We start from the raw sequence: 23,360 nt of genomic DNA, 5'->3' as shown, positions 1-23,360 counted from the left end.
CGCGCAGTGCCGGACGACCAAGGGACCAACATCGGGACTGCTTTTTCGTACGTCAAAGTGAAGCCCGTATGAATCAGGCGTTTATTGCAAAAATGTCCATCGCCGCAGTGGCGGCGTTGATGGTGGCAGGTTGTGCTACCAAGCCCGCACCCGACTTCGGAGGGCGCTGGAAGCCGGTCAACCGTTTCGCGACGGCTCCGACCGAGATTCCGCTGTACTCCAGCTACGTCTATCAGGCGTCGCCGATGGATCGCACGCTGAAGGCCATGCTCGAGCGCTGGGCCAAGGATTCCGGTCGCACGCTGGACTATCGCCTCAGTTCGGATTTCACCCTGTATGGCGCGGTGTCGGAGATCGATACCACCAACGCACAGCAGGCCGTGATCGATCTCACGGCGGCCTATGCGGCGCAGGGCGTTTCCGTCTCCATCGTCGGCAACCAGATCGTCGTGCAGAACGCTGGATCGACGCCAACCGCGTCGGCCCAGGATCCTGAAGCCAGCAGCGGCAGCTGAGACCGCGTCGAAATCATCGAACGTGCCGCACCCCGCGCTTGGCGCAGGGGCGTCGCGCCCATTGATGTTTCAGCAGTACGGAAGAACCCATGTTCCGCAAGAAGGATGCAGGCAACAGCCCCAAGGTCGAGCAGTCGGTCGCCAAGGCAGTCAGCTACGAGATCACCGTGGCCGACATGGCCCGGCGCAGCGAGCGTCGTGCCTGGTGGGTCGCCACCGGTTCGTTGCTGATGTCGCTGGCGCTGGCCGGTGGCTACTACTACATGCTGCCGCTGAAGGAGAAGGTGCCTTTCCTGGTGATGGCTGATGCCTATACGGGCACGGCAACGGTTGCGCGCCTGCGCGGCACGTTCCAGGGCGAAACCATCACCAGCAACGAAGCAGTCAATCGCAGCAACGTTGCCCAGTATGTGCTGGCACGTGAGTCGTACGACTCGGCGGTGATGGGCCTGCGCGACTGGGAGCTGGTGTTTGTGATGTCCAGCGATCCGGTGGCGCAGAGCATGAAGCTCCGTTATGCCGGCAACAATCCGCAGAATCCGTTCGTGATGTACGGACGCGGCAAGGCGATCCGGGTCAAGATCCTCAGCATCACTCCGCTCGGCGCACAGGCGAATGGCAGCTTCCGTGGCGCCTCTGTGCGCATCCAGCGCAGTCTGCTCGACAAGCGCACCGGTGCCGCGACCTATCTGGACAACCAGTTGGTGACGATGCGCTTCGAGTACAACCAGAACCTCGCGCTGTCCGAGCAGGATCGCGTGCTCAATCCGTTGGCTTTCCAGGTCACCGAGTATCGCGTCGACAACGATTACGCCCGTGGCGTGCCGGTGCCGGACGACAGCGCCATGCAGGACCAGGCACAGCAGGCCGCACAGCAGGCGCAGCTGGCCGCGCAGCAGGCACAAGGGATCTACGACCCGAACAACCCGGCCGCTGCGACCATGATCGATCCGACTACCGGCCAGCCCGTGGCGGCACCGGTCAATGGTCAGATGCAACAGATGCAGGGGCAGCCGGTGCAAGGCCAGCCGATGCAGGGTCAAGCGATGCCAGGGCAGGCCATGCCCGGGCAGCCGGCGATGCCGCCGGCACCGAACAATTCCACCGGAAATGCTGATGGAGCAAGCAACCGATGAGTAGTCGAAAAGTCAGGGGGAGCGCATTGGCGCTGCTGTCGTTGCTGTCGCTGGTGTTTTCCACCGCGGCGATGGCTCAGGCGGTAGACCATTACGAGTATGAGAAGGATCGCATCTATCCGGTTCGCACCGGCCTGGGTCTGACTACCCAGATCGAACTGAGCCCGAACGAAAAGATCCTCGACTACAGCACTGGTTTCAGCAATGGCTGGGAGCTGACCCGTCGCGAGAATGTGTTCTATATCAAGCCGAAGAACGTCGACGTCGATACCAACATGATGGTGCGCACCGAGACTCATTCGTACATCTTCGAACTGAAGGTCGTGGCTACCGACTGGCGTCAGTTGGAGCAGGCCCGTCGCGCCGGCGTGCAGTACAAGATTGCCTTCACCTACCCGAGTGACACCGAATTCGGGTTGGCACAGGAGGCGGTCGAGGAAGAAGCCAAGCCGCTCCTCAGCACCGAGCTCGCCAAGGATCGCCAGTACAACTTCAACTACTCCTATTCGACCAGCAAGGCGAAGAAGATGGGGTGGTTGATTCCGGTCAATGCCTACGACGATGGAAGTTTCACCTACCTGAAACTGCCGAATTCTCCCGAATACAAGACGGGCATCTTCCCTGCCGTATTCGGTCGCGAGAAGGAGTACGGCGAGGACTTCGTGGTCAACACCACCGTTGAAGGCAATACCTTGATCGTGCACGGGACTTACCCGTACCTGGTCATCCGCCACGGCGACTATGTCGTTGGTCTGCGAAGGAACGTGAAGAAATGAGCCAGCAGAACACTCCCGGAAACGATCCGAACAACGGTGCTGACCAGGGCCAGAGCCCTTACGGCAGCAGTCCAGACGCTGCGCCGGAGACGCCGTCCAATCCTTATTTCGGCAATGCCCAGGCTGGGGTGGCCCCCGATCTGGATGCGGGAGCGCCGCAACTGCGCTCGGCTGAAGAGCAGCGGCTGAACCGGAAGGCGCTGTTGTTCCTTGGCGGTATTGTGGTCCTGCTGGTAGCCATGGGCTTCCTGCTCTTCCGCAAGGGCAAGGACGATGACGGCTCTCAGAACAAGCCGCGCGAGATGGCACGTGTCACGACTCCCGAACTGCCGAACGTAGCGCCGCCGCCGCAGGCTCCGCCTGCTGCAGCGGAGCCGATTCCGATGTTGCCTGCGTTGCCTCAGGATGATGGCCCGAAGCTGGTGCCGGTGGCACCGAGGCAAGAAGCCATGGTCCCGCGTGGCCCAACCCTGTTGGAGCGCCGAATCTCCGGCGCGGACGACGCGGCCGTGGGTGCAGGCAACCGTCCGGGTGGTCCGCAGTCCCAGCGAAGTGCGCTGGACGAGCAAACCCGTCAGGCGCTGTTGGCGAACATGATGCCGAACCAGCAGGGCCCGCAAAAGGTTCGCCGGGGCCCGGACGTGGAGGACATCTCCACTGCTTCCTTCATTCGTAGTCCGGACGCACTGCTGGTGCGTGGTACCTATCTGCGCTGCGTGCTTGAGACCCGCATCATCACTGACCTGGCTGGTTATACCTCCTGCCTGCTCACCGAGCCGGTCTATTCCATCAATGGCCGTACCCTGCTGTTGCCCAAGGGTTCGAAGATCTATGGTGCCTATGCTGGCGGCCCCGCTGGAAAGCGCGTGGAAGTCATTTGGGACCGGATCACGACTCCGAATGGCTTGGACGTCGCTATGTCCAGCCCGGGCGTTGATGGCCTGGGTGGTGCGGGTCACCCAGGGCAGTACAGCGCGCACTGGGGTGCACGTATCGCTTCGGCGCTGATGATCAGCCTGGTCGCGGACGCGTTCAAATACGCCGCTGCCGAACATGGTCCGGAAACGACCACCGTGGCCAACAACGGCATGACCATCCAGTCGCCATATGAAAGCGCTACCGCACGCACCATGGAGCGGCTGGCCAACGAGGCGCTCACCAGCGGCCGTCGTCCGCCGACCGTCACCATCAATCAAGGCACGATCGTGAACGTCTACGTCGCAAAGGACGTTGACTTCACCAGCGTGCTGAACGCCCGCAGGTAAACCAAGAACGACCATGGACGCCGAAGTGTCACCCCTCGCCCTCGTCTCCAGCGATTTCCTGCGCTATCAGTACGAAGTGCTGGGCATCGCCGAGTACATGACTTCGCCCGAAGTGACGGAAATCTGCATCAACCGTCCGGGCGAGCTGTACCTGGAGACGCGGGCAGGGTGGCAGCATGTGGATGTGCCGGGCCTGACGTTCGAGCGGGCCCGGCAGTTCTGCACCGCGGTGGTCAATGAGAGCAACACCGGTCAGCGCATTACTGATGCCGATCCGGTGGTGTCGCTCACGTTCCCCACCGGTCAGCGTGCGCAGTTCGTGATCCCGCCGGCGTGCGACGCCGGCAAGGTGTCGATCACTATCCGCCTACCGTCCAAGCACACCAAGTCGCTTACCCAGTATCACGAGGATGGGTTCTTCAACCAGATCCTCGAGCAGGATGGCAGCCTGAGTGAGCAGGATCGTGAGCTGATGGAGCTGCGGCAGCAGCGTGAGTACGCCGAATTCTTCCGGCGTGCGGTGATGTACCGCAAGAACATCGTCGTATCCGGCGCCACCGGTAGCGGCAAGACGACTTTCATGAAGGCGCTGGTCAACCATATTCCGGACAGTGAGCGGCTGGTCACCATTGAAGATGCGCGCGAGCTGTTCCTGACCCAACCCAACGTGGTGCACCTGCTGTACTCCAAGGGCGGGCAGAGCGCGAGCAACGTGACGGCCAAGAGCTGCATGGAAGCCTGCCTGCGCATGAAGCCTGAGCGCATCATCCTGGCAGAGCTGCGTGGCGATGAGGCGTTCTACTTCATCCGCAACTGCGCGTCTGGTCACCCTGGCTCGATCACCAGTTGCCATGCAGGCAGCCCGGAACAGACGTGGGACCAGTTGGCGCTGATGGTGAAGGCATCAACCGAAGGATCGGGTCTGGAATTCAACGTCATCAAGCGTCTGTTGATGATGACCATCGATATCGTCGTGCATATCAAGGCGCATGCGGGTTCGCGCTATATCACCGGCATCGATTTCAATCCTGGGCGTGCCCAGGGGCAGGAGGGTTGAGCAATGTTGCCAGGACTGGAAATGATGGCGTGCCCGGAGATGGCCGTCTCGATGGATGTGATGCAACACGTCATCAACGTCGAATCCTCCCGTAATCCGTACGCCATCGGCGTGGTCGGTGGAGCACTGGTGCGCCAGCCCAAGGCCTTGGATGAGGCGTTGGCAACAGTCCGCATGCTCGAAGAGAAGGGCTACAACTTCTCCATCGGACTGGCTCAGGTCAATCGCTATAACCTGGCCAAATACGGTCTGGATTCATACGAAAAAGCATTTCAGCAGTGTCCGAACCTGCAGGCGGGCTCGCGTATTCTTGCCGAGTGCTACAAGCGCTCGGGAAAGGATTGGGGCAAGTCTTTCAGCTGCTATTACTCGGGCAATTTTGAGACGGGCTTCCGTCACGGCTACGTGCAGAAGGTCTATGACTCGATCCGTCGTGGGCAGCAGGTTGCTTCCAACGGTGTGGCACCCATCGACGTCGTAACCCGTGGGGAGCGCCGTACCGTCAAGGTCGAGCACCATCCTCAGCTCGCCTCACCGGCGCAGGCGCGGATCGTAGCCCAGGCCAACGGCCCGGTCTATGTGCCGTCCAATGATCCAGCTCGAGCCTACACCGTCTATCCCTCCACAGGAGCGATGGCGCGCGGGAGCCTGGTCAACCTCGCTGACCAGGCATTGTCGCGGGTCGTGCTGGGCTCAGTCGACCGCATGATGCAGCCGCAGGCGCAGCCGGAGAGTGGCTACCCGCAGCAGCAGGGCTATCCGCAGCAGGCTGCTGCAGGACAGGCGGGTCAGCTGCCGATGATGCCGCAGCAGCTGCCCGGCGCGACGGTCGGCGGCATCGAGAGCCCGGTCATGCTGCAGCCGTGGGGCGAGCAGAACACGCCCGCCGCGGCGACCAACAACATGTACAACGCGCCGGCACAGCCCATGCCTGCGCAGCAGATTCCCGCAGGGGATGCGGCCTTCGTATTCTGACGAAGTCGTGGTGCGGCCAGTCCCCCGGCTGGTCGATTCAGTTGTGTTAGTCCATCAACAAGGAAATCAATCCATGAAGCGATCCAATCTCGACCTCGTCCAGGCCCAGCGCACGCTGAAGACCATGCTGATGGCCGTTGTGTTCGTGGGTGCGGTGTTTGCTCCGCAAGCCTTTGCCACCAGTGGAGGTACCAACTATGGCGGTACTGACGGCAAGGTCTGCGGCTTCTTCTCCAGCGTCAATGGCCTGCTGAACATGGCCTCGATCGCGGTGGTGACCATCGCCGTTATCTTCGCCGGCTATCAGATCGCATTCGCGCACAAGCGCATCGGCGACGTTGCTCCGATCATCATCGGCGGCGTGCTGATTGGCGCCGCTGGCCAGATCGCGCGCATGCTGCTGGGTGACGAGTTCGGCAACTGCGACAGCGCGGGCTCCGGTGGCGGTGCTGGTGGCATGGCGTATCACATCCAGAACGCCATTCAGTACTACCGTGCATAAGAACGTCCTGTTCCGGGGTTGCACACGCCCAGCAATGTTTCTGGGCGTTCCCTACCTGCCATTCTTCATGGTGGCGGGTGGGTTGTTGCTCCTGAGCATGTACACCAACTTCTGGTTCCTGCTGACTATTCCGGTGGCTATTTTCATCATGCGCCAGATGGCCAAGCGTGACGAGATGATCTTCCGTCTGCTGGGTCTGCGACTACTGTTCAAGCTGCGGGTCCGCAACGTGCAGGAACATGAAGGCATGTGGGTGTTCAACCCGAATCACTACCGCAACAAACCAGCCCGAATGGATTGAGGGCTGGATCGGACCAGGTGGGTGTCAGACGCCCACCTGGTCTACTCCGAATTTTCGTCGGCAGTACCCTTTGGAAGCAGTCGTATGTTCAGCCCAGATACGTCCATCAGCGAATTCATTCCTTTGTCGTCGCATGTAGCTCCGAACGTGGTGAAGACCACGGGCGGCGACTATCTGCTGACCTGGCACCTGGAGGGATTGCCGTTCGTGGGGCGCGAGGAATGGGAACTGGAGCACCGGCACAACACGTTCAATCGGTTGCTGCAGACGCTGCGCGCGCCGGATTTCGTCAACGTCGCCTTCTGGGTGCATGACATCCGTCGTCGCCGCACGCTGAAAGGCAAGAGTAGCTACAAGCAGCGCTTCAACCAGGACGTGTCCGACCAGTACATGGGCATGCTGTCCTCGCAGCGCATCATGCAGAACGAGTTGTACTTGACGATGATCTATCGTCCTGTCGTGGCCGGTAAGCGTTTCGTGGAAAAGTCCGCCAACGTCGACAAGCTCCGTGCCGAGCAGGAACAGGCTGTTGAAAAGCTGATGGAACTGGCAGGCAATGTTGAGGCGGTCATCCGGGACTATGCGCCGTATCGCCTTGGTATGTATGAAGCCAAGAACGGCGTGGTGTTCTCCGAAACGTTGGAGCTGTTTGGCTACCTGATCAACCGTATCGACGAGCCGGTTCCGGTGCTGTCGGCGCCGGTCAAGGACTATCTGCCGGTCAGCCGGCACATGTTCTCGGCCAAAACTGGCGACTTCGTCATCAATACGCCAAACGGTGTAAATCATTTCGGCGCCATTCTGAACATCAAGGAGTATGCCGAAGGCACGTATCCGGGCATTCTCAATGGTCTGAAGTATCTCGACTTCGAGTACGTCATCACCCATTCGTTCAGCCCTATGGGACGTCAAGACGCGCTCAAAGTGCTGGACCGTACCAAGGGCATGATGATTTCCTCCGGCGACAAGGCGGTCAGTCAGATCGTCGAGCTCGACCAGGCGATGGACCAGCTGTCCTCGGGCAACTTCGTACTTGGCGAGTACCACTTCATCATGGCGGTGTATGGCGACAGCCAGGCCAAGCTCTCGCAGAATGTGGCTACGACTCGTGCCGAGCTGTCCAACGCCGGCTTTGTCTCCACCAAGGAAGATCTGGCGGTCACCTCGTCGTTCTATTCCCAGTTGCCGGCAAATTGGCGCTTCCGTACTCGCCTGGCCAATGTCAGCTCGCTGAACTTCCTCGGTCTGTCGCCACTGCACAACTTCGCCACCGGCAAGCAGCACAACAATCCGTGGGGCGACTGTGTCACCACGTTGCAGACGACCAACGGCCAGCCGTACTACTTCAACTTCCATGCCACCCACCCGTCCGAGAACTCGCTGGGTGAGAAGGCGATCGCCAACACCATGGTGATCGGTAAGTCGGGTACCGGTAAGACCGCGCTGATCAACTTCCTGCTCAGCCAGGTGCAGAAGTACGAGCCGTCGCCGACCATCTTCTTCTTCGACAAAGACCGCGGCGCGGAGATCTTTGTGCGTGCCTGTGGCGGCAACTACTTGGCCCTTGAGAACGGTGCGCCGACCGGCTTCAATCCGTTCCAGTGTGAGAACAACGAAGGCAATGTGCAGTTCCTGGCCGACCTGATCAAGGTGCTGGCAGGCAAGCGTGAGTACAGCTCCCGCGAAGAAGAGGATATCTACCGCGCGGTGGAGAGCATGCTCGATACGCCGATGCACCTGCGCAGCATGACCAACTTCCAGAAAAGCCTGCCCAACATGGGCGACGACGGCCTGTACGCGCGCATGCGCCGGTGGACCTCGGGCAACTCGCTGGGCTGGGTGTTCGACAACCCGGTGGATACCGTGGACCTGAGCAAGGCCAACATCATCGGTTTCGATTACACCGACATCATCGACAACCCCGAAGTGCGTGTGCCGGTCATCAATTATCTGCTGCACCGCCTGGAGTCGCTGATCGACGGTCGTCCGTTGATTTACGTGATGGACGAATTCTGGAAGATCCTCGATGGTGAGGGGGGGCTGAAGGAATTCGCCAAGAACAAGCAGAAGACCATCCGTAAGCAGAATGGTATGGGTATCTTCGCCACCCAGAGTCCAGAGGACGCGCTGAAGAGCGATATCTCCGCGGCGCTTATCGAGCAGACCGCCACGCTGATCCTGCTGCCGAACCCCAATGCCAGCAAGAGCGATTACATGGACGGCCTGAAGCTGACCGAAGCCGAGTTCAAGGTGGTCACCGCCTTGGATGAGCGCTCGCGCTGCTTCCTGGTCAAGCAGGGGCACGCGTCCAGCGTGTGCCAGCTGAATCTGCGCGGGATGGACGACATTCTGTCGGTGATCTCGGCCTCGACCGACAACATCGACATCATGCACCGCGTGCTGCAGACCGCAGCGGTGCGCGCGCGGGTAACGGTGGATGAACTGACGCCGGAACAGTGGCTGGAAGATTTCTACAAGAACCGCAAGGGCTCCGGAAAGCCCGCATCCAACAATAAGGAGGTTGCAGCATGACTGTCGCAACGGACGTGAACGCAGCAAGCCCCTTGAATTCGATGGAGAAGAACATGGAAAACGCAACCCGCGTTACCAAGAAGAGCGTCAATTCCCGAGTCCGTGCTGGCGTGCTGGCCATGAGTCTCACAGCGATGCTCGCCGCACCTGTTCAGGCCTACACGCTGCCCGTCGTAGAAATCGGCATGAATTTGTTCAACGGCACGATGACTGAGGTCAATACACTGGCCTCTCAGGCCGAGGCATTCATCGAGTACGGCGAACAGTATCAGCGCTTCTACGATACCACCCAGAACTGGCTTCAGAAACTCGCGAAGTTCCAGCAGATCATTGCGGCTCCGAATATGCCGTCTGGCATCAAGCTGACGCCGGTTGAGGATGACTGGAACGTTTCTGAACGCTGCGGCCTGGGGGTCATCGGTGGTATTGGTGACCTGTTGTCGGCGCTCAAGTTGAATCCTAAGGGCGACATTGCTGCCCAGCAGAAACAGGTGTGCGCTGCGATGCAGATGATTGAAAACAAGAAATACAATGAAACGATCGAGGTTGTTCAAAGCAGTCTTCCCAAAATGCGGTCCGTGCTCGACAAGATTAAGGACATCCGCATGTTGACAGATACTGAGGGTGGCATGACCGAAACGATGGCGAACACCCAGGTGTCGGATGCCTACATGAAGGCTGATTTCGCGGAATGGGAAACTCGGATAAAAATGTATGACCGCCAGATTTCCGCACTTGAGAGACAGCAGCAGTTCCTGACAGAGCGCGCCCTGAAAGGTACGCGCTCTCCGCTGGGGACGGTGGTTAAAGCGGCAGCTCTCAAGGGAGCGCTGTCGCTGTAAAAGTTATTCCGGTTTTGGCGGGATGTACTCAATTATCAGGTGAAGTTATGAGTCTAGGGATGGTCGGCAGCGTGTTTGGTTCAAGCGCGCTAGATATGCTGCAAAACCTGCACGTGACATCGTCAATTGGCGATTTCATGTTCTTCCGTTTGATCCTGGATTATCTGCACAAGGAGATCGCAGAGTTCGGTGTTGAGTTGCTCGGAAGAATGATGAAGTGGGTTGGCGCCATTGCCCTGACTCTAATGACGCTGTGGGTGCTGATCCAGGGCTTCCGAATCGCGACGGGCCGGAGTCGTGATTCGATGATGGTGCTGGTCACCAATATGGCAAAGGCCGCGCTGATTGTGTCGGTTGCCACCACGATGGCCATGTTCGGCAGCAATCTCCACACGTTCCTGAACAAGGACGTGAAGAACGAGATTACGCAAGTAATCACCGGCGAAGACGACTCGCCTGAAGACCTGATCGACAAGAATCTGGGTTACATGCAGTTGGCCCTTTCGTCGGTGGACACCCTCGATGTAGTAGGTGATGTCACTCTCGACAATGCCAAGACGCGAACGATGTGGTTCATCGGCATGGGAACTGGCGGCCCTGCGGTGACTGCGGGCTCGATGCTGTTGCTGTATGAGGTCGCATTGGCGTTGTTCATTGGCCTTGGGCCGCTGTTCATCCTCTGCCTGCTATTTGATCAGACGAAGCAGCTGTTCCAGAAATGGCTTCTGTACGGCATTGGCACCATGTTCTCCATGGCAGTACTTGCTGCCATGACGGCAATTGCCATGAAGATGGTCGCAAAGGTGGCATTCGCGTTCTGGGGTAGCACGTTGGCCGGCGCGTTGATGGGCGAGAATTTCACGGAGGGCATGTCCAGCATGGCGCTGCAGCAGGGTGGCATGGGCTTAATCCTCACAACACTGATTCTTACCGCCCCCCCAATGGCCGCGATGTTCTTCCAGGGTACCCTGGGTAGCTTTATGGCATATTCGCAGATCGGTGGATCCGGAGCAGCAGCTCAGCCGGGACCGCAGGGGCAGCCGCCTGGTTCAACGGGTTCGGGTGCTGGGATGTACACTCCGCCTGCTCCGGCTTCGAGTGCGGGGGGCGGGCATGTTGAAACTACCCATAATATGGGGCGAATCTCTGGCGCAAGCCCTGTTGCAGATAACACTTCGCAATCAGGAAAGCGTGGCGCCGCTTCGACGGACTAAGGAATTCGAGTATGTATTTCAGGTCACAGCTTTGGGTTTCAGGCCGGTTGGCGATGATGATTGCCTGTGTAATTTTTATGGGTTTAGGATCATCGTCCGCCTTGGCTGAAGGGAATTGTCCTCCTGGTTTTTATCCCATCGGGGGGCAGGGGGCCCAAGGGTGTGCGCCGATTCCCGGGGCGGCGGGAAGAGCATCATCACAACAGTTGCCAATGCCTCCTCCACGACCCAGTGGTCAGTGGCACAAGACTTGGGGCGCGGTCGCCATGGGGGAGCAAGGTGACACAGGAGTTTCAAAGCAGAAGTCGACCAGGCGCGAGGCGGAGAGCGAGGCGCTTGCACAATGTGCGACATGGGGGGCCAAGAAATGCGTTGTCAAAATTTCCTATGAAAATCAGTGTGTAGCTCTTGCTTCTCCACAGGCTTCGCAGACAGGTGCCCACATCGCACGCGCTGTCGACATTGAGACTGCGGGTCAGGTCGCTATGAGGGGCTGCAAGGATCAGGGCGGGATTCAATGCAAAGTTATGTACTCCGCTTGCAGCGAGCCAATCTTCGAACGCTTCTAGTTCAATGTTTGTGTCGCAAAAGCATGCCGTGATAAAGCATGCCGTGATAGTGCGATAGTCTTTGCCATCTCGATAAGTGCGTCGGCGGCCTCGAGACTGACGCAGCATTCTTCACGGAAGCCTATGCAGTTCCTTTACAGACTTACGAGCCGCTGGTAGCTCGTTGCCTGCTTCGCCTTGTTCGGGTGAGCTAGATGCGAGGTCCCCATGGTCTAGCGGCGCCCAATACGGTTGCTGGAACTAGGCTGGATGGGGGAGGTAGTGTATTTCGACGCCGCGAAAGGACATGCCGCTCAGCATCCTCATTTGAGGGATGTCGAAGGTGGTTGAATCGTGGTGTTAATCGCCTGCTCGATGCAGTCTGCACTTTGTTTGTTGTTGCCGGACGGTATCGACAGTGCGTGGGCAGAGGGCAAATGTCCATCCGGCTATTGTCCTGTCGGCGGGCCCAGGGAGGGAGGGATGCGCTCCGACTCCCGGCATAGCGACGAAGGCTCAAGCTCCCGCCAACCAGCAGCGACCGATGGGAGGCTGGGTAAGCACGTGTACCACCGGTTCGAACAAGTGCGTCGCATGGGTGGCCCTGAGTGGCTAGTCCGGTAGGGACACTCAGGCATCGGAATAGATTCCACGCCCACGGTCACGGAGAAGGCAGCGCAGAATAGCTGTGCGAAGGATTGGCAGTGGTCGTGAAAATGGCCTACTCCGGCTGCGCCAAGCTGCTTTCAAAGTTGCGGCAACGCTCTTTGGGAGGCGCCATTGATGTCAGCCGCGGAGCGATTCAACGTCACTGACCTCGAGCCGTTGCAGAGCGTGTGCAGCATTGCATCAGCGTCATTCTGTGACTGAAAACGCTCTTTCTGACATCAAGCGTTCGACGTAATAAACCTTCTCACGGTAAGCTCACTACGCGTCAAAAAAGTGACGCATTGGCGCTACCGATTGCAGGAGTTTTCCCGTCCATGAGGACCCTGTCCCCCCGCTCAACGGGTGAAGCTTGCCACCATCGCTGCCACGGTGCTCCCGGAGCTATCATCCGCATCTGCAGGGTGGTTGGCGCGACCGGGCAACGCCACCATGCCCGCCTATGGCGCGGGCATCGGCGAGACGACATTGAAGGAGTGGGAGGGGATGGAAGACAGGGTTGGCGCACACATGGACGATGCTCTGGCATTTGTTCCGTCCGGTGCGAACCTGCTGGAAGCCGTCAGGGGCGAGCTCAACGGCGATGGCATCGAGTACCAGTTGCTGGTCATCGACCAGCCAACGCCGGAAGGGCTGGTGCCCGGCCAGCACGGACCCAACCGGGTGCTGCTGTTGCTGCGCGGTGACGGGCGCGGGCGCTGGCAGCTGGCCGCGCGCAACGACAAGCTGGTGCCGTGTTCCACCCGCGGTGGCCTGGCTGGCGACCCTTTTGCGTATGCAATGGTTGAGGAAGACACCTTCAGCGTGATCACCAACGGCGGCAGCCGCGAGCGCTGGAGCAGCACGTACCGGTTCCGCTATGCGTCGGCGGACAGGGCCTGCTGGGTGGACGGGGTGAGACGCAAGGTCGTGGATATCGAGACCGAAGCGACCAACATCCGGGATTTCTCGGTGGCGGAACTGGGCAGGGTGCGGTTCGAGGACTTCGACCCGTCCAGTGTCGCCGAGGTGTCGCTTCCATGAGCCAAGCTCCAACCGGCGGAAGGGAATCCGCGCTGATGAACATCCAGGAGTTGCACTGTGTCGACCGATAGAGAGTCGCAACTGCTGCGGCAGGCGACCAAAGCCGGCATCGACTCGCCCCTTGAACTGGCCAATTTCATGGCCCAGGCAGGGCACGAGTCGCGCGGTTTGAGCCGGCTCAACGAGAGCTTCAACTACACCCGGGGCATCTCGCAGATCCCGGTCGAGGCGGCGTGGCGCAATGGCACCGAGGCGCTGGAGTCTGCGCGCCAGGAAGCCCTGCGAGGGCGTCCGGATGACCTGGCCGAGCTGATGTATGGCGGCCGGATGGGCAACGATGCGCCCGGTGATGCGCTGAAGTACCACGGGCGCGGTTATCTGCCGCTGACCGGCAAGGAAAGCTACGAGCGCGCCGGCAGTGCGCTGGATCTGGACCTGGTCAATCAGCCCGAGCTGGCGTCGCAGCCTGAACACGCTGGGCGCATCGCCGTGTGGCAATGGCAGAACCGTGTGCCGGAACAGGCGCGCGAGGACGTGCGCGAGGCGACCTACGCCATCAACGGAGCCGTCAACGGGGTGGAGGACCGGCTCAAGCGTTTCGAGGCGTGGCAGCAGAAGCTGACCCCCGACGTGATGGACCGGCTTGCCCGCGGCGAAGTGGGGGAGCGCGCGCAGCTGCCTGATCCCCCGCGCGATATGTCCGATCCGTCCCATGCCGGCAACCGGCTGTTCACCGACGCTCGCGGCCATCTACAGCAGATGGGGCCGCAGAGCGGTCTGCGCAGCCAGCAGGAGCTGGACAATGCGGCCGGCGCCCTGGCGCTGAGCGCGCAGAAGGCCGGCATGAGCCGCATCGATCACGTGGTCGCGGGCACCGATGGCAGGGCACTGTTCGCAGTGCAGGGCGCCATGGGGGACCCGGCGATGCAGCGCTCGATGGTCGAGCGTGAGGCCGCCACGCAGCTGCCGCTGGAGCAGAGCAGCCAGCAGTTGGCGGCCGAAGCCTCTTCCCGCCAGGAACAGGCCGCTTCGGTTACCCGCGAGCAGGAGCAGAATCGCCCGCGATCGCTGTAATCTGGGCGCCGCCTGCAGGTCGGAGACCGGCGGGCCCATCGCACGACACCGAGCACCCTCGGGTGCCTACATGGATCTCTTTGTAAGGACACAACATGCGAAACACTTTCCCGCGTTCCAAAGTCGCCCGGCGTGGTCGCGCTTCGGCATTGTGGTTGCTGCCGCTGGGACTGGCTGCCGCCATGGCCCACGCACAGCAGGCACCGGACGCCCCGGCGGTTCCCGCCGTCGAGGAGGCTGTGCCAGCACCGGTAGTGGCCGCAGCTGACGCGCAGACGCCCGCTGACACCGCAACTGATGCCGTAGCTGCACCGGCTCCCGTCGCCGCGCCTGAGCCGGTGCCTGCCGTGGTGGCTGCACCTGTGCCTACGGCGGAGTCGTCCCTGCCGCCCGCACCCGCAGCGCAGCCGGCGGCGACGACGGACGTCGCCCAAGGCGCTGTTGCCGCCGAACCCGCGCTTGCGCCAGCGCCTGCAGCAGCACCGGCAACACCAGCGGCCGAAGTTGCCTCCACCCATGCTGCGCCAGCTACGCCTGTCGCAGCCCCGCCGGCTCCCACGCAAGTGCCGGCCCCCGTCGCCGCCGCTGCAGAGGTGCCCGACACCGCACTGGCCCCGGCACCCGTCCCGCCGCTGGCCCCAGCCCCCGTCGCGCTACCCATCATCCCGCTCGCGCCGGACCAAGGCGTCGAGCGCCAGCTCGGTGCGCGCTGCCCGGTCGATCTGGCCGGTCGGCTGGCACCGCAGGGCGATCTGATGATCGGCGCCTGCCAGGGCACGCTGCCGCCGCATCTGGCGGCGCTGTTGGTTGCGTTGCCTGAGCAGGACATCCACCTGCCACGCAGCTGGCGCGAGCGTGAAGTGCGCCAGAAGGCATGGTTCAAGGCCGTGGCAGGCATGGGCCAGCGACCGGACTTCATCGCGCGTCTGGGTGATATCTGGGTGCGTTCGTTTGAAGGCGCCGATGCTTCCACGACCACCTACCTGGTCTCGGCGCCATTCGACTGTGCCGACGGCGCGCTGCCAAACGAGAACACCGCGGAGCCCGTCCGACTCGCAGCCGGTGATTGCGGGCTGGCCTACGTCCGCCAGCGCGTATACCAGGTTGGCAGCGATGGCGTGCCGCAGGACATCACTGCAACGGCAATGCCGGCGGCACCGTCGATCGCCGAGGCCGATCGCGCGCGTCACCGTGCCCGCGAAGGCAAGGTCAGCCTGGATCACAGCAAGTTGCAGTACGGGCCGGCCATGCGCTGGTTCGTGCAGTACCCGGAATCACCGCAGAAGACCGGTCCGCACAGCTTCAGCGACTGGAACCGTGAACACCTGGCCTTCGTGGTCTGGAATGGCACCGGCTTCGAGCTGCGCGATACCGTCGCGCGCGCGCAGTGGCCGTGTGATCCGGTGGCGCCGGGCGACAAGGCCTGTGGTGGTTTCCCGGACTCGGGTCCAGATGCGTACGTGCTGGCAGGGCCGGCGGCGAACTCGGCGGTTTCCAGCCCCTGATCGGTTGCACGAAACGACGGGAGCCGGCGGTGCCGGCTCCCGTTTTCATTCCCGCGAGCGTGTCAGGCGTGCAGGCTGCGCTGGGTCGCCTGGGTCTGTTCCAGCTGCTGCTCGCGCGCCAAGGCCTGACCGGCAGATTGCTGCTCGATGCGCTGGCTGCTCTGCTCCAGCGGCGTGTTCATCGCAACGGCAGTGTCCACCGATACACGCAGATGGGCAGGGTCACCCCCCTGGCCCTGCACCGCGAAGCTGCGCGAGGCATCGGCATTCATCACCACGTCGTCGATGCGCTTGCCGCCTGCAGCATGCATCTCGGCGGCAAGGCTGCCGGCCAGCTGCGTGCTCATCACGTCCGGCACGCGCCCGGCCCGCACATCCTGGGCATGCACGCCACGGATCGCGTCGTTGAACAGCGGGTTGCCCAGATGGTTGGCATCGTCCATGCGCAGCATGCTGGTGTGATGGCCGTTCTTCTCCGCTTTGCGGCGTGCCGGCTCACCGGGCTGCAGCGGGCCACGGATGTGGTCGTACAGATCGATGGCGCCGCCGGGAATGCCGCGCGCTGCACGGGTAACGCCACTGCGCAGGGATTCCACGTCGTCGCGGTACTCCTCGATCATCTTGGCGTTGTCTTTCGCCAGTTGCTGCGTTTCCGGATGCTTCAGTACCGAGCCGTCGTTGAGGAAGTTGCCCAGCTTGTGCGCGCCGAACGAACTGCCTGCTGCAAGGATTGGACGATCCGGGATCAGGTCGCGCAGCGGGTGGTTGCTGAAGCCAGCCGCTGACAGCCTCTTGATCTCATCCGGGTTGGCGTAGATGCGTACCTGGCCGAAGTGGGGCGAAGCAGCACTGACCGGATCGGACGCCATGACGTGGTTGATCATGGTGTTGCCGCCTTCGGGGATGCGGTAGCTGAGGCTGACCGCACCATAGGCGTTGAAGGTCTCACCCTTGACGTTGAAGTGGTGCGAGGTGATCTGGGCAAGGGCGCCGCCGAGGGAGTGGCCGGTGACGGTGACCTGGGGAGTATGTCCACCATTCAAGCGGGACTGGAGTGCGGCAGATTCAAGCGTTCTCTGGGTCAATGCGATCGCGTCAGGTGCCTGCACATTGGTGCGCGCTACCACCATGCCGCCATCGGTCAGGATCGCATCGCGGGCAATATCCTCCGTGCCACGATGGGCAATGACGATCTCTTTGCTGTCTACGCGCTGATAGACGGTGCCCTGATAGCCGTTGAGCCGGTTGTCGACATGCTCGAGTATTTTGTACTCATGGCCGTTGAGTGTGACCTTTTCTTCCTGGCCGGGTGCACGTCGGCCGACGGCGCGGTCCTTGTAGGCGTCATCGGATAACGCAGCGTAGTCCTGGGAGGTGATGGTCACGGTGCCACCTCACTCGCAGAAAGGCTGATCGTGAACAGCTTGTCCTGCAGGTCGGCGGCATAGCCGCTGCGATCAGGCTCACCACTGGCCGGGAAATTGGGAACGCGATCTGCCCGCGGATAGACCAGATCCGGATAGTAGAGCGTATGCGCGCTGCCGTCGGTCAGCGGCTTGGCATCGACGAAGGTCAGGAAGCGAGTTTCGTCTTCGGCGCCGGTTGCTTTCAGCATGGCACCGGCTCCGCTGAATTCCCATTTGCAGACGCCGCGGCCGTAGTAGTCCTCATCCAGCATACGGTCCACATACAACGTGCCGCGATACTCGCCATCGGCAACCTTGCGCAGCTGCACCGGTTCCTGGCTGGTGATGCGCGCTGCGGTGCCTGTGGCGGGCTCGATGTGACCGCACTGGTCTTCGTTGATGACGTCGTACTGCGCAACGCCCTCGACCACCGCGAAATCTCCGGGGGCATCCTTCAGGCGCAGCACCAGTTCATAGGCCTTGCGCGGGCTGGGGTTGAGCTTGGCGAGGCCACGCCCGCCCTGGGCGACATCGGCTTCGGCAGCGGCACGTTCCTGGTTCATGGCGGACTCCGGGTTGCAGGCGGTCAATAGAAGCAGAGCAAGGCACGGAAGCATCTTGGGGCGCAATGTCGGCCTCCCTGGGGCATAGAGGGATATATGGAGCAGGCCACTCTCCGCGCGAGATTCTGCGCAGTGATCATGGTTGAGAGTAACGCGTCATGCAGATCTACCCGGTAGCGCGTCGGGTTTTTCTCGCCGCTTGCGCCATATCCGGCAATCTCTTCGATGCGCGGGGGACATGCATCAGGCGCGATTCGACGTTCATGCGCTCCCTTTGGCGTGATACGGCGTGGTACATCCATGTCCATGCATCCTTCCCCGGTGACAGGTCCGGCGATTATGGAGTGCCCGGGAAAGCTGGCGCCAGCCGTCTCTGGACAAGGGTGGCGATTTATTGACGCATTCGGCGAAGGGTGATGCCAGTGAATCGACTGCGGCACAGGCGATTCGATAGCGCCAAGGCGTTTCAATGTCGCGATCGGCTCTCACTATCAATTTGTGACTTGAATCATGAATTCACACCTTCCTTACCCTGACAAAGTGCCTGCCATGAACCTTGCAATCCGCCCAGAATCCATCGACGACCATGTCGCCATTCACAAGCTCACCGAAATGGCGTTCCGCGATGCTGTCCACAGCAGCCACACCGAACATCACATCGTCGACGCACTGCGTGAGCGTGGCGAGTTGAGCATGTCGCTGGTGGCAGAGGATGCGGGCCTTCTGGTGGGTCATGTCGCGCTGTCCCCGGTCAGCGTGCAGGACGGCAGCCAGGGCTGGTTCGGGCTAGGGCCGATTTCGGTGCTGCCGCAGCAGCAGGGGCGCGGCGTGGGCACGGCATTGATGCGGGCCGCGATCGAGGCTCTGCGCAGGAAGGGCGCGCGGGGCTGCGTGCTGTTGGGCGAGCCGGCCTACTACGGGCGCTTCGGCTTCCGTGCCGTGCCGGGTCTGGTCCTACCCGGCGTGCCGGCGGCGTATTTCCAGGCCCTGTGCCTGCAGCCGCCGATGGCGCAGGGCGAGGTGCGCTACTCGCCGGCGTTCGACGCGGTTGCCTGATCGGGGAATGGCCGGCGCTCCGGGCGCCGGTCAGCCTTGATGGCGCAGGTGGATGAGGGGATACGGACGACCCTGCGAATCCAGCGGCGAGCGACCGGTTTCGGTGAAACCCATGCGCCGGTAGAAGCCCACGGCCTGCGCATTCTGCGCGTTGACGTCAGTGGTCAGTTGCGGATGCAGGGCCAGCGCATGCAGCAGCAACTGGCGGCCGATACCGGTTCCGCGCACGTCGGGATCGATGAACAACGCTTCCATGTGCGAACCGTCGATCAGCATGAAGCCCTGCGGCCGGTCCTGGTCGTCGACTGCCACCACCAGCGGCGCCTGTGGCAGGAAGCCGGCAACTTCAGCATCGATCGCCTGGCGGTCTTCGGCACTGAGGAAGTCATGGGTGGCGTCGACGGCCCGGCGCCAGAGATCGACGAGCGCATCGCCATCGGTGGCGCGGGAAGGGCGCAGGGTGGTCATGGTATCGGCCAAGGTGCTTCGGAGTGCCCAGATTGTACCGGTGTTATAGCCGCCAACAGAAAGCCCCGCCGAAGCGGGGCTCTGAGCATCAGCGTTCGCTGTGTGCCTTACTGCACGGTGCAGCCGGACACGGCCGGGAAGCCGATGACTTCGCCATTGCCGGTGCAGGCCAGCGTGATCTTCTGTCCCTTCTTCAGGCTGGCAGCCACGTCCTTGGGCAGGTCGCTGGCCTGCACGAAGCCGAACGGCTTGGCGCTCAGCTGCACGACCGGCTTGTCCATGAAGTCCGAGCTGATCGAATCGACCGTGCCGGAAACCAGCAGCGCCTTGCCCTTGTACTTGCCGTCAGCAGCGATCTCGTTGTCCTGGTAATCGCTGAACATCGTGGTGGCGGTCACTTCCAGCGCCGAGGCGGGTGCCATCGCGGCATCGCTGGCGACTGCGGGGGCTGCGGTTTCCGTGGCCTTGGCGGCAGCATCTGCCTCCGCGGCGGCGGACGAGACGCTGGCTTCAGCGACGGCCGCATCGTACTGGCCCTTGCTCTGCGCGCTGATGCCGCTCACGGTGCCGGCAAAGATCGCCAGGCCGACGAAGTACACGATCGGCGAAACGATGATCGAGCCCAGCAGCTGGAACAGACCCTTCATGGCGCCGCCCTTGGCCATCGCGACGATGGCGAGGATGAAGGCCACCAGGTTCAGCGGCCAGCCCAGGAACAGGCCCAGGCCGGGGAACGGGACGAGGAAGCACAACCAGGCGATCGCCAGCGTGATCCATGCGGCTTTTCCGGCAGGGCTGGCCTGCACGGTGGTATCTGCAACTGCGTTCAAAATTACCCCCTGTAGAGATCGAAAGGTGAATTCGCTGCCGACATCGGCAGCGCGCCGTCGTCAATGATTTGAAAGCGCGGGCGCAGCGTGAAGGAGTCTTCACGCAAGATCAAGCGGCGCTGCATCGTCATCCGGGCGCGGCGCTTCGCATCCTGGCGTCGGAAGCGCCAAGGGGGCGTGCGTTACACTAGCCATGCGCTCAATATTTGAACCCGAGAAACGCCATGACTGATGCCTTGGGCGTGCCGGTGCACGACGCCGACGAGAGCTGGATGCGTCACGCACTGGCATTGGCCGAACGCGCACAGCGCGAGTTCGACGAGATCCCGGTCGGTGCGGTGCTGGTGGGTGCCGACGGTCAGCTGCTGGGCGAGGGCTGGAACCTCAACATTGCCTCGCACGATCCCAGCGCCCATGCCGAGATCGTTGCCATGCGCGAGGGCGGGCGGATGCTGGCCAATCACCGCCTGATCGGCAGCACGCTGTATGTCACTCTGGAGCCATGCGCGATGTGCGCGATGGCGATCGTGCATGCACGTGTGGCGCGCCTGGTCTACGGCGCCAGCGACCCCAAGACCGGCGCCTGCGGCAGCGTGTTCGATCTGGTCGGTGATGCCCGCCACAACCATCGGGTCGAGGTCCATGCCGGCGTGCTGGCCAAGGAGGCGAGCAACCGCCTGACCAACTATTTCCGGGCCAAGCGTGGCAAGCCGCCGCTGCTGCTGGAGGACCACGCTGGCGAGGGCTGAGTGGCGAAAGGGTATGATGGCCGCCACTTTCCTTTACCGGCCGGCCTCGTGCCTGCCCAGCAACGAGGCGATACGATGGCAGAGAACGGCGCGGCCAACGAGCGACTGATCTGGATCGACCTGGAAATGACCGGGTTGGATACCGACAACGATTCGATCATCGAGATCGCCACCGTGGTCACCGATGCCCAGCTCAACGTGCTGGCCGAGGGCCCGGAGTTCGCCATCCACCATCCGCTGGAAACACTGGAAGCGATGGACGAGTGGAACCGCAACCAGCATCGTCGTTCGGGCCTGTGGCAGCGTGTCATCGACAGCACCACGACGCTCGGCCAGGCCGAAGCGCAGACCGTGGCCTTCCTGGCGCAGTGGATTCCGGCCGGCGTGTCGCCGATGTCGGGCAACTCCATCTGCCAGGACCGCCGCTTCCTGCACCGTCAGATGCCGCGGCTTGAGAAGTACTTCCACTACCGCAACCTCGACGTGTCCACGGTGAAGGAACTGGCCAAGCGCTGGGCGCCAACCGTGGCCGCTGGCGTGGGTAAGAACAGCAATCACACCGCGCTGAGCGATGTGCACGATTCGATCAACGAACTGCGCCACTATCGCCAGTTCATGGGCGCGCTGTCGGGCCTGCCGGGCGTCTGATGATCGTCGCTGCGCCGGGCCATGCCCGGCGAGCGCAACGTCGCGGTTTACCGCCTCAGGGGAACCAGTTCGGCCCTCGATCGGGGCCGCCTACACCTGCATGGAAGTCGCGGGCGCAATCGGAAGTGATCCTCTGGCAGCCATTCGGACAGATCCGGGTTTCCTCCTCGCTGTTCAGGTTGGATGTTTCGGCGAAATCGCGAAGCACCACCTCAAGCTGGGCGGTGTCGTTGCGCCGTAGTGCGGTGGAACACTTGCCGGTGAACGAGGCAACAATCTCGCACTTCTGTCCGCTGCGCGCGTTGCAGGCTTTCAGCGCCTGCTTGTTGGCCCCTTTCTGTTTGTGCTGGAAAACACTCCAGCCAAGCACCAGGCCGTCCGGCGAACGCGCATAAGCGATCCACTGCGGTACTCTTTTTGAGCTCCCGACCGATGAAGGCGCGTATTCGCCACTTCCTCCTCCAGGAATCGGCGCGCACCCGAGCACCCCCGTCTCGCTGCCGACGGGGTAGGAGCCGGGCGGGCAGCGGCCTTCGGCGTTCACGTGGCCTGCCCAGCCGAGGGTGGCAAGCAAGAGGGTTCCGATCAGCAGCACTCGTGCGTACATGGCGCGTCCTTGTAGTGGTTCATCCATGCTGCCCGGCATACGGGGCGGCTACCGGGATCATAGCCCCCTTCCGATCGGGCCACCACGAACCGTTCAACTCTCCAGCGCTAAGATCGGCCCATGAACGAGCCCATCCTGTTGCCCCGTGATATCGCCCACGACGCCGGCGACTGGTCTGACCTGCAGCGGGCGGTAGCCCTGCTGGAAGCACCCACGATCACCGCGCGCATGGCCAACCTGGTCGGCACGCCGCTGGAGTTCGCGGTGAAGGCGCTGCCCACCTCGGTGTCCAACCGCATCCACGGCGCGGTGCAGGCGGCGTTGTCCAAATCCGTGCAGGCCGCGCTGTGGAGCATGGACAACACTCCTGGCAAGGGCGCCTCGACACGTTGGCACAAGCTGGCGGCGGCGACGTCCGGTGCGGTTGGTGGTGCGTTCGGCTTTGCCGCGCTGTTCATCGAGTTGCCGGTGTCGACCACGATCATGATGCGCGCGGTAGCCGACGTGGCCCGCAGCGAAGGCTTCGATCTATCGCACTTCAGTACCCGCCAGGCCTGCCTGGAGGTGTTCGCGCTGGGAGGAAATTCGCCGCGTGACGACGCCAGCGAGACCGGTTACTACCTGGCCCGTGGCTTCACCACCGATGTGATGCGCCACCTGTCGGCCGAACTGGCCGGGCGCGTGGTGACGGGGCGCGACCTGACCTTGGGCGTGGCGCCGAAGGAAGCCGGCAAGCTGTTGGCCAAGCTGGTGGAAAAGGTCGCCGCCCGCTTCGGTGTGGTGATCACCGAGAAGTTTGCCGCGCAGGCGGTGCCGATCGTCGGTGCGGCAGCTGGCGCCACGCTCAATACCATGTTCACCGACTACTACCAGGACATGGCCCGTGGCCATTTCATCGTGCGCCGGCTGGAGCTGAAGTACGGCGAGGAAGTGGTGCGCGCCTGCTATGACCGCATCGCGCACGGCGGGGCGTTGATCGAGCCGACGTTGTAACAATGGGGTCAGAGCCCTTTCCTGCCAGGCACAACTGTTTTGCGCGGACGCCCCTGTTGCGCGCAGAGCGCCATCCCCATCCTTGCCGGCAATCCCCGCAAGAGAATGC

23 protein-coding genes and 1 pseudogene are annotated in these 23,360 nt (G+C 62.1%); 19 read left to right on the top strand and 5 right to left on the bottom strand.

Annotated elements, in window-relative coordinates:
• The first annotated feature begins 68 nt into the window (after nucleotides 1–68).
• The 15 genes and pseudogenes from ACQ5SA_RS03575 to ACQ5SA_RS03505 all read left to right on the top strand — a co-directional run bounded on the left by ACQ5SA_RS03575 (nucleotide 69) and on the right by ACQ5SA_RS03505 (nucleotide 15,931).
• Nucleotides 69–515: a hypothetical protein gene (locus ACQ5SA_RS03575; protein ID WP_099784623.1), complete on the top strand. Its 447-nt coding sequence runs from the start codon at nucleotides 69–71 to the stop codon at nucleotides 513–515.
• An 89-nt stretch (nucleotides 516–604) separates the two neighbouring features.
• Nucleotides 605–1,651, top strand: coding sequence for a VirB8 family type IV secretion system protein (locus ACQ5SA_RS03570; RefSeq protein ID WP_089236028.1), 1,047 nt, complete (start codon nucleotides 605–607; stop codon nucleotides 1,649–1,651).
• Complete coding sequence (locus ACQ5SA_RS03565; protein WP_033831428.1) at nucleotides 1,648–2,427, top strand: TrbG/VirB9 family P-type conjugative transfer protein; 780 nt, start codon at nucleotides 1,648–1,650, stop codon at nucleotides 2,425–2,427. The genes ACQ5SA_RS03570 and ACQ5SA_RS03565 overlap by 4 nt, the downstream gene beginning before the upstream one ends.
• Nucleotides 2,424–3,692 (top strand): TrbI/VirB10 family protein, encoded by a 1,269-nt coding sequence (locus tag ACQ5SA_RS03560; protein WP_499312695.1) that lies wholly within the window; start codon nucleotides 2,424–2,426, stop codon nucleotides 3,690–3,692. The genes ACQ5SA_RS03565 and ACQ5SA_RS03560 overlap by 4 nt, the downstream gene beginning before the upstream one ends.
• Before the next feature lie 13 nt (nucleotides 3,693–3,705).
• Nucleotides 3,706–4,749: a P-type DNA transfer ATPase VirB11 gene (gene virB11, locus ACQ5SA_RS03555; RefSeq protein ID WP_483021303.1), complete on the top strand. Its 1,044-nt coding sequence runs from the start codon at nucleotides 3,706–3,708 to the stop codon at nucleotides 4,747–4,749.
• A 3-nt stretch (nucleotides 4,750–4,752) separates the two neighbouring features.
• A pseudogene (locus ACQ5SA_RS03550) lies at nucleotides 4,753–5,230 on the top strand (lytic transglycosylase domain-containing protein); the annotation flags it as partial.
• 567 nt (nucleotides 5,231–5,797) lie between these two features.
• Entirely contained in the window at nucleotides 5,798–6,226 is a 429-nt protein-coding gene (locus tag ACQ5SA_RS03545) for a TrbC/VirB2 family protein (protein ID WP_033831424.1), read from the top strand.
• Entirely contained in the window at nucleotides 6,219–6,527 is a 309-nt protein-coding gene (locus ACQ5SA_RS03540) for a VirB3 family type IV secretion system protein (RefSeq protein WP_033831423.1), read from the top strand. Before ACQ5SA_RS03545 ends, ACQ5SA_RS03540 begins: the two co-directional genes overlap by 8 nt.
• An 84-nt stretch (nucleotides 6,528–6,611) precedes the next feature.
• On the top strand, nucleotides 6,612–9,059 hold the full coding sequence (locus tag ACQ5SA_RS03535; protein ID WP_499312693.1) for a VirB4 family type IV secretion/conjugal transfer ATPase: 2,448 nt from the start codon (nucleotides 6,612–6,614) through the stop codon (nucleotides 9,057–9,059).
• Nucleotides 9,056–9,901: a hypothetical protein gene (locus ACQ5SA_RS03530; protein ID WP_499312692.1), complete on the top strand. Its 846-nt coding sequence runs from the start codon at nucleotides 9,056–9,058 to the stop codon at nucleotides 9,899–9,901. Before ACQ5SA_RS03535 ends, ACQ5SA_RS03530 begins: the two co-directional genes overlap by 4 nt.
• A gap of 59 nt (nucleotides 9,902–9,960) precedes the next feature.
• Entirely contained in the window at nucleotides 9,961–11,115 is a 1,155-nt protein-coding gene (locus ACQ5SA_RS03525; protein ID WP_499312691.1) for a TrbL/VirB6 family protein, read from the top strand.
• Between the two features lie 11 nt (nucleotides 11,116–11,126).
• Nucleotides 11,127–11,684: a DUF4189 domain-containing protein gene (locus ACQ5SA_RS03520; RefSeq protein WP_499312689.1), complete on the top strand. Its 558-nt coding sequence runs from the start codon at nucleotides 11,127–11,129 to the stop codon at nucleotides 11,682–11,684.
• Nucleotides 11,685–12,815: 1,131 nt separating this feature from the next.
• Entirely contained in the window at nucleotides 12,816–13,352 is a 537-nt protein-coding gene (locus ACQ5SA_RS03515) for a hypothetical protein (RefSeq protein ID WP_499312688.1), read from the top strand.
• Nucleotides 13,353–13,409: 57 nt separating this feature from the next.
• The gene (locus ACQ5SA_RS03510) at nucleotides 13,410–14,426 is read left to right on the top strand and encodes an XVIPCD domain-containing protein (protein ID WP_499312686.1); all 1,017 of its coding nucleotides are present in this window, start codon (nucleotides 13,410–13,412) and stop codon (nucleotides 14,424–14,426) included.
• A 563-nt stretch (nucleotides 14,427–14,989) separates the two neighbouring features.
• Complete coding sequence (locus tag ACQ5SA_RS03505) at nucleotides 14,990–15,931, top strand: hypothetical protein (protein WP_499312684.1); 942 nt, start codon at nucleotides 14,990–14,992, stop codon at nucleotides 15,929–15,931.
• Nucleotides 15,932–15,993: 62 nt separating this feature from the next.
• Here ACQ5SA_RS03505 and ACQ5SA_RS03500 read toward each other — a convergent pair whose 3' ends face one another.
• Nucleotides 15,994–17,316, bottom strand: coding sequence for an XVIPCD domain-containing protein (locus tag ACQ5SA_RS03500; RefSeq protein WP_499312682.1), 1,323 nt, complete (start codon nucleotides 17,314–17,316; stop codon nucleotides 15,994–15,996).
• On the bottom strand, nucleotides 17,313–17,966 hold the full coding sequence (locus ACQ5SA_RS03495) for a hypothetical protein (protein ID WP_442245027.1): 654 nt from the start codon (nucleotides 17,964–17,966) through the stop codon (nucleotides 17,313–17,315). Before ACQ5SA_RS03495 ends, ACQ5SA_RS03500 begins: the two co-directional genes overlap by 4 nt.
• A 483-nt stretch (nucleotides 17,967–18,449) precedes the next feature.
• Here ACQ5SA_RS03495 and ACQ5SA_RS03490 point away from each other — a divergent pair, with 483 nt between their 5' ends.
• Nucleotides 18,450–18,956, top strand: a complete 507-nt coding sequence (locus ACQ5SA_RS03490; protein ID WP_499312680.1) for a GNAT family N-acetyltransferase — start codon at nucleotides 18,450–18,452, stop codon at nucleotides 18,954–18,956.
• Nucleotides 18,957–18,986: 30 nt separating this feature from the next.
• On the opposite strand, the gene ACQ5SA_RS03485 is transcribed toward ACQ5SA_RS03490, so the two are convergent.
• Nucleotides 18,987–19,424 carry an acetyltransferase gene (locus ACQ5SA_RS03485; RefSeq protein WP_499312678.1) on the bottom strand — a complete coding sequence of 146 codons (438 nt, stop codon included), beginning with the start codon at nucleotides 19,422–19,424 and terminating at the stop codon, nucleotides 18,987–18,989.
• 107 nt (nucleotides 19,425–19,531) lie between these two features.
• A complete protein-coding gene (locus tag ACQ5SA_RS03480; RefSeq protein ID WP_312106510.1) occupies nucleotides 19,532–20,254 on the bottom strand; it encodes an OB-fold protein in 723 nt (240 codons plus the stop codon).
• A 224-nt stretch (nucleotides 20,255–20,478) separates the two neighbouring features.
• On the opposite strand from ACQ5SA_RS03480, the gene tadA reads away from it, so the two are divergent.
• Nucleotides 20,479–21,003, top strand: coding sequence for a tRNA adenosine(34) deaminase TadA (tadA, locus tag ACQ5SA_RS03475; protein ID WP_499312676.1), 525 nt, complete (start codon nucleotides 20,479–20,481; stop codon nucleotides 21,001–21,003).
• Between the two features lie 75 nt (nucleotides 21,004–21,078).
• The gene (gene orn, locus ACQ5SA_RS03470; RefSeq protein ID WP_230111986.1) at nucleotides 21,079–21,651 is read left to right on the top strand and encodes an oligoribonuclease; all 573 of its coding nucleotides are present in this window, start codon (nucleotides 21,079–21,081) and stop codon (nucleotides 21,649–21,651) included.
• Nucleotides 21,652–21,706: 55 nt separating this feature from the next.
• Here orn and ACQ5SA_RS03465 read toward each other — a convergent pair whose 3' ends face one another.
• Nucleotides 21,707–22,258: a DUF4189 domain-containing protein gene (locus ACQ5SA_RS03465; protein ID WP_230111984.1), complete on the bottom strand. Its 552-nt coding sequence runs from the start codon at nucleotides 22,256–22,258 to the stop codon at nucleotides 21,707–21,709.
• A 120-nt stretch (nucleotides 22,259–22,378) separates the two neighbouring features.
• Between ACQ5SA_RS03465 and ACQ5SA_RS03460 the strand changes: the two genes are divergently transcribed.
• Nucleotides 22,379–23,251 (top strand): EcsC family protein, encoded by an 873-nt coding sequence (locus tag ACQ5SA_RS03460; RefSeq protein ID WP_499312673.1) that lies wholly within the window; start codon nucleotides 22,379–22,381, stop codon nucleotides 23,249–23,251.
• Nucleotides 23,252–23,360 lie beyond the last annotated feature (109 nt).

It is taken from the genome of Stenotrophomonas indicatrix (assembly GCF_050573115.1).
Classification (GTDB): domain Bacteria; phylum Pseudomonadota; class Gammaproteobacteria; order Xanthomonadales; family Xanthomonadaceae; genus Stenotrophomonas; species Stenotrophomonas lactitubi_A.
Note: the sequence above shows the minus strand (reverse complement) of the source record. Positions and strands in the feature narration are given on the sequence as shown.

Coding starts and splice junctions, on each gene's coding strand:
- ACQ5SA_RS03575 (WP_099784623.1), top strand. CDS start 69: ATGAATCAGGCGTTTATTGCAAAAATGTCCATCGCCGCAGTGGCGGCG.
- ACQ5SA_RS03570 (WP_089236028.1), top strand. CDS start 605: ATGTTCCGCAAGAAGGATGCAGGCAACAGCCCCAAGGTCGAGCAGTCG.
- ACQ5SA_RS03565 (WP_033831428.1), top strand. CDS start 1,648: ATGAGTAGTCGAAAAGTCAGGGGGAGCGCATTGGCGCTGCTGTCGTTG.
- ACQ5SA_RS03560 (WP_499312695.1), top strand. CDS start 2,424: ATGAGCCAGCAGAACACTCCCGGAAACGATCCGAACAACGGTGCTGAC.
- virB11 (WP_483021303.1), top strand. CDS start 3,706: ATGGACGCCGAAGTGTCACCCCTCGCCCTCGTCTCCAGCGATTTCCTG.
- ACQ5SA_RS03545 (WP_033831424.1), top strand. CDS start 5,798: ATGAAGCGATCCAATCTCGACCTCGTCCAGGCCCAGCGCACGCTGAAG.
- ACQ5SA_RS03535 (WP_499312693.1), top strand. CDS start 6,612: ATGTTCAGCCCAGATACGTCCATCAGCGAATTCATTCCTTTGTCGTCG.
- ACQ5SA_RS03530 (WP_499312692.1), top strand. CDS start 9,056: ATGACTGTCGCAACGGACGTGAACGCAGCAAGCCCCTTGAATTCGATG.
- ACQ5SA_RS03525 (WP_499312691.1), top strand. CDS start 9,961: ATGGTCGGCAGCGTGTTTGGTTCAAGCGCGCTAGATATGCTGCAAAAC.
- ACQ5SA_RS03520 (WP_499312689.1), top strand. CDS start 11,127: ATGTATTTCAGGTCACAGCTTTGGGTTTCAGGCCGGTTGGCGATGATG.
- ACQ5SA_RS03515 (WP_499312688.1), top strand. CDS start 12,816: ATGGAAGACAGGGTTGGCGCACACATGGACGATGCTCTGGCATTTGTT.
- ACQ5SA_RS03490 (WP_499312680.1), top strand. CDS start 18,450: ATGAACCTTGCAATCCGCCCAGAATCCATCGACGACCATGTCGCCATT.
- ACQ5SA_RS03485 (WP_499312678.1), bottom strand. CDS start 19,424: ATGACCACCCTGCGCCCTTCCCGCGCCACCGATGGCGATGCGCTCGTC.
- tadA (WP_499312676.1), top strand. CDS start 20,479: ATGACTGATGCCTTGGGCGTGCCGGTGCACGACGCCGACGAGAGCTGG.
- orn (WP_230111986.1), top strand. CDS start 21,079: ATGGCAGAGAACGGCGCGGCCAACGAGCGACTGATCTGGATCGACCTG.
- ACQ5SA_RS03465 (WP_230111984.1), bottom strand. CDS start 22,258: ATGTACGCACGAGTGCTGCTGATCGGAACCCTCTTGCTTGCCACCCTC.
- ACQ5SA_RS03460 (WP_499312673.1), top strand. CDS start 22,379: ATGAACGAGCCCATCCTGTTGCCCCGTGATATCGCCCACGACGCCGGC.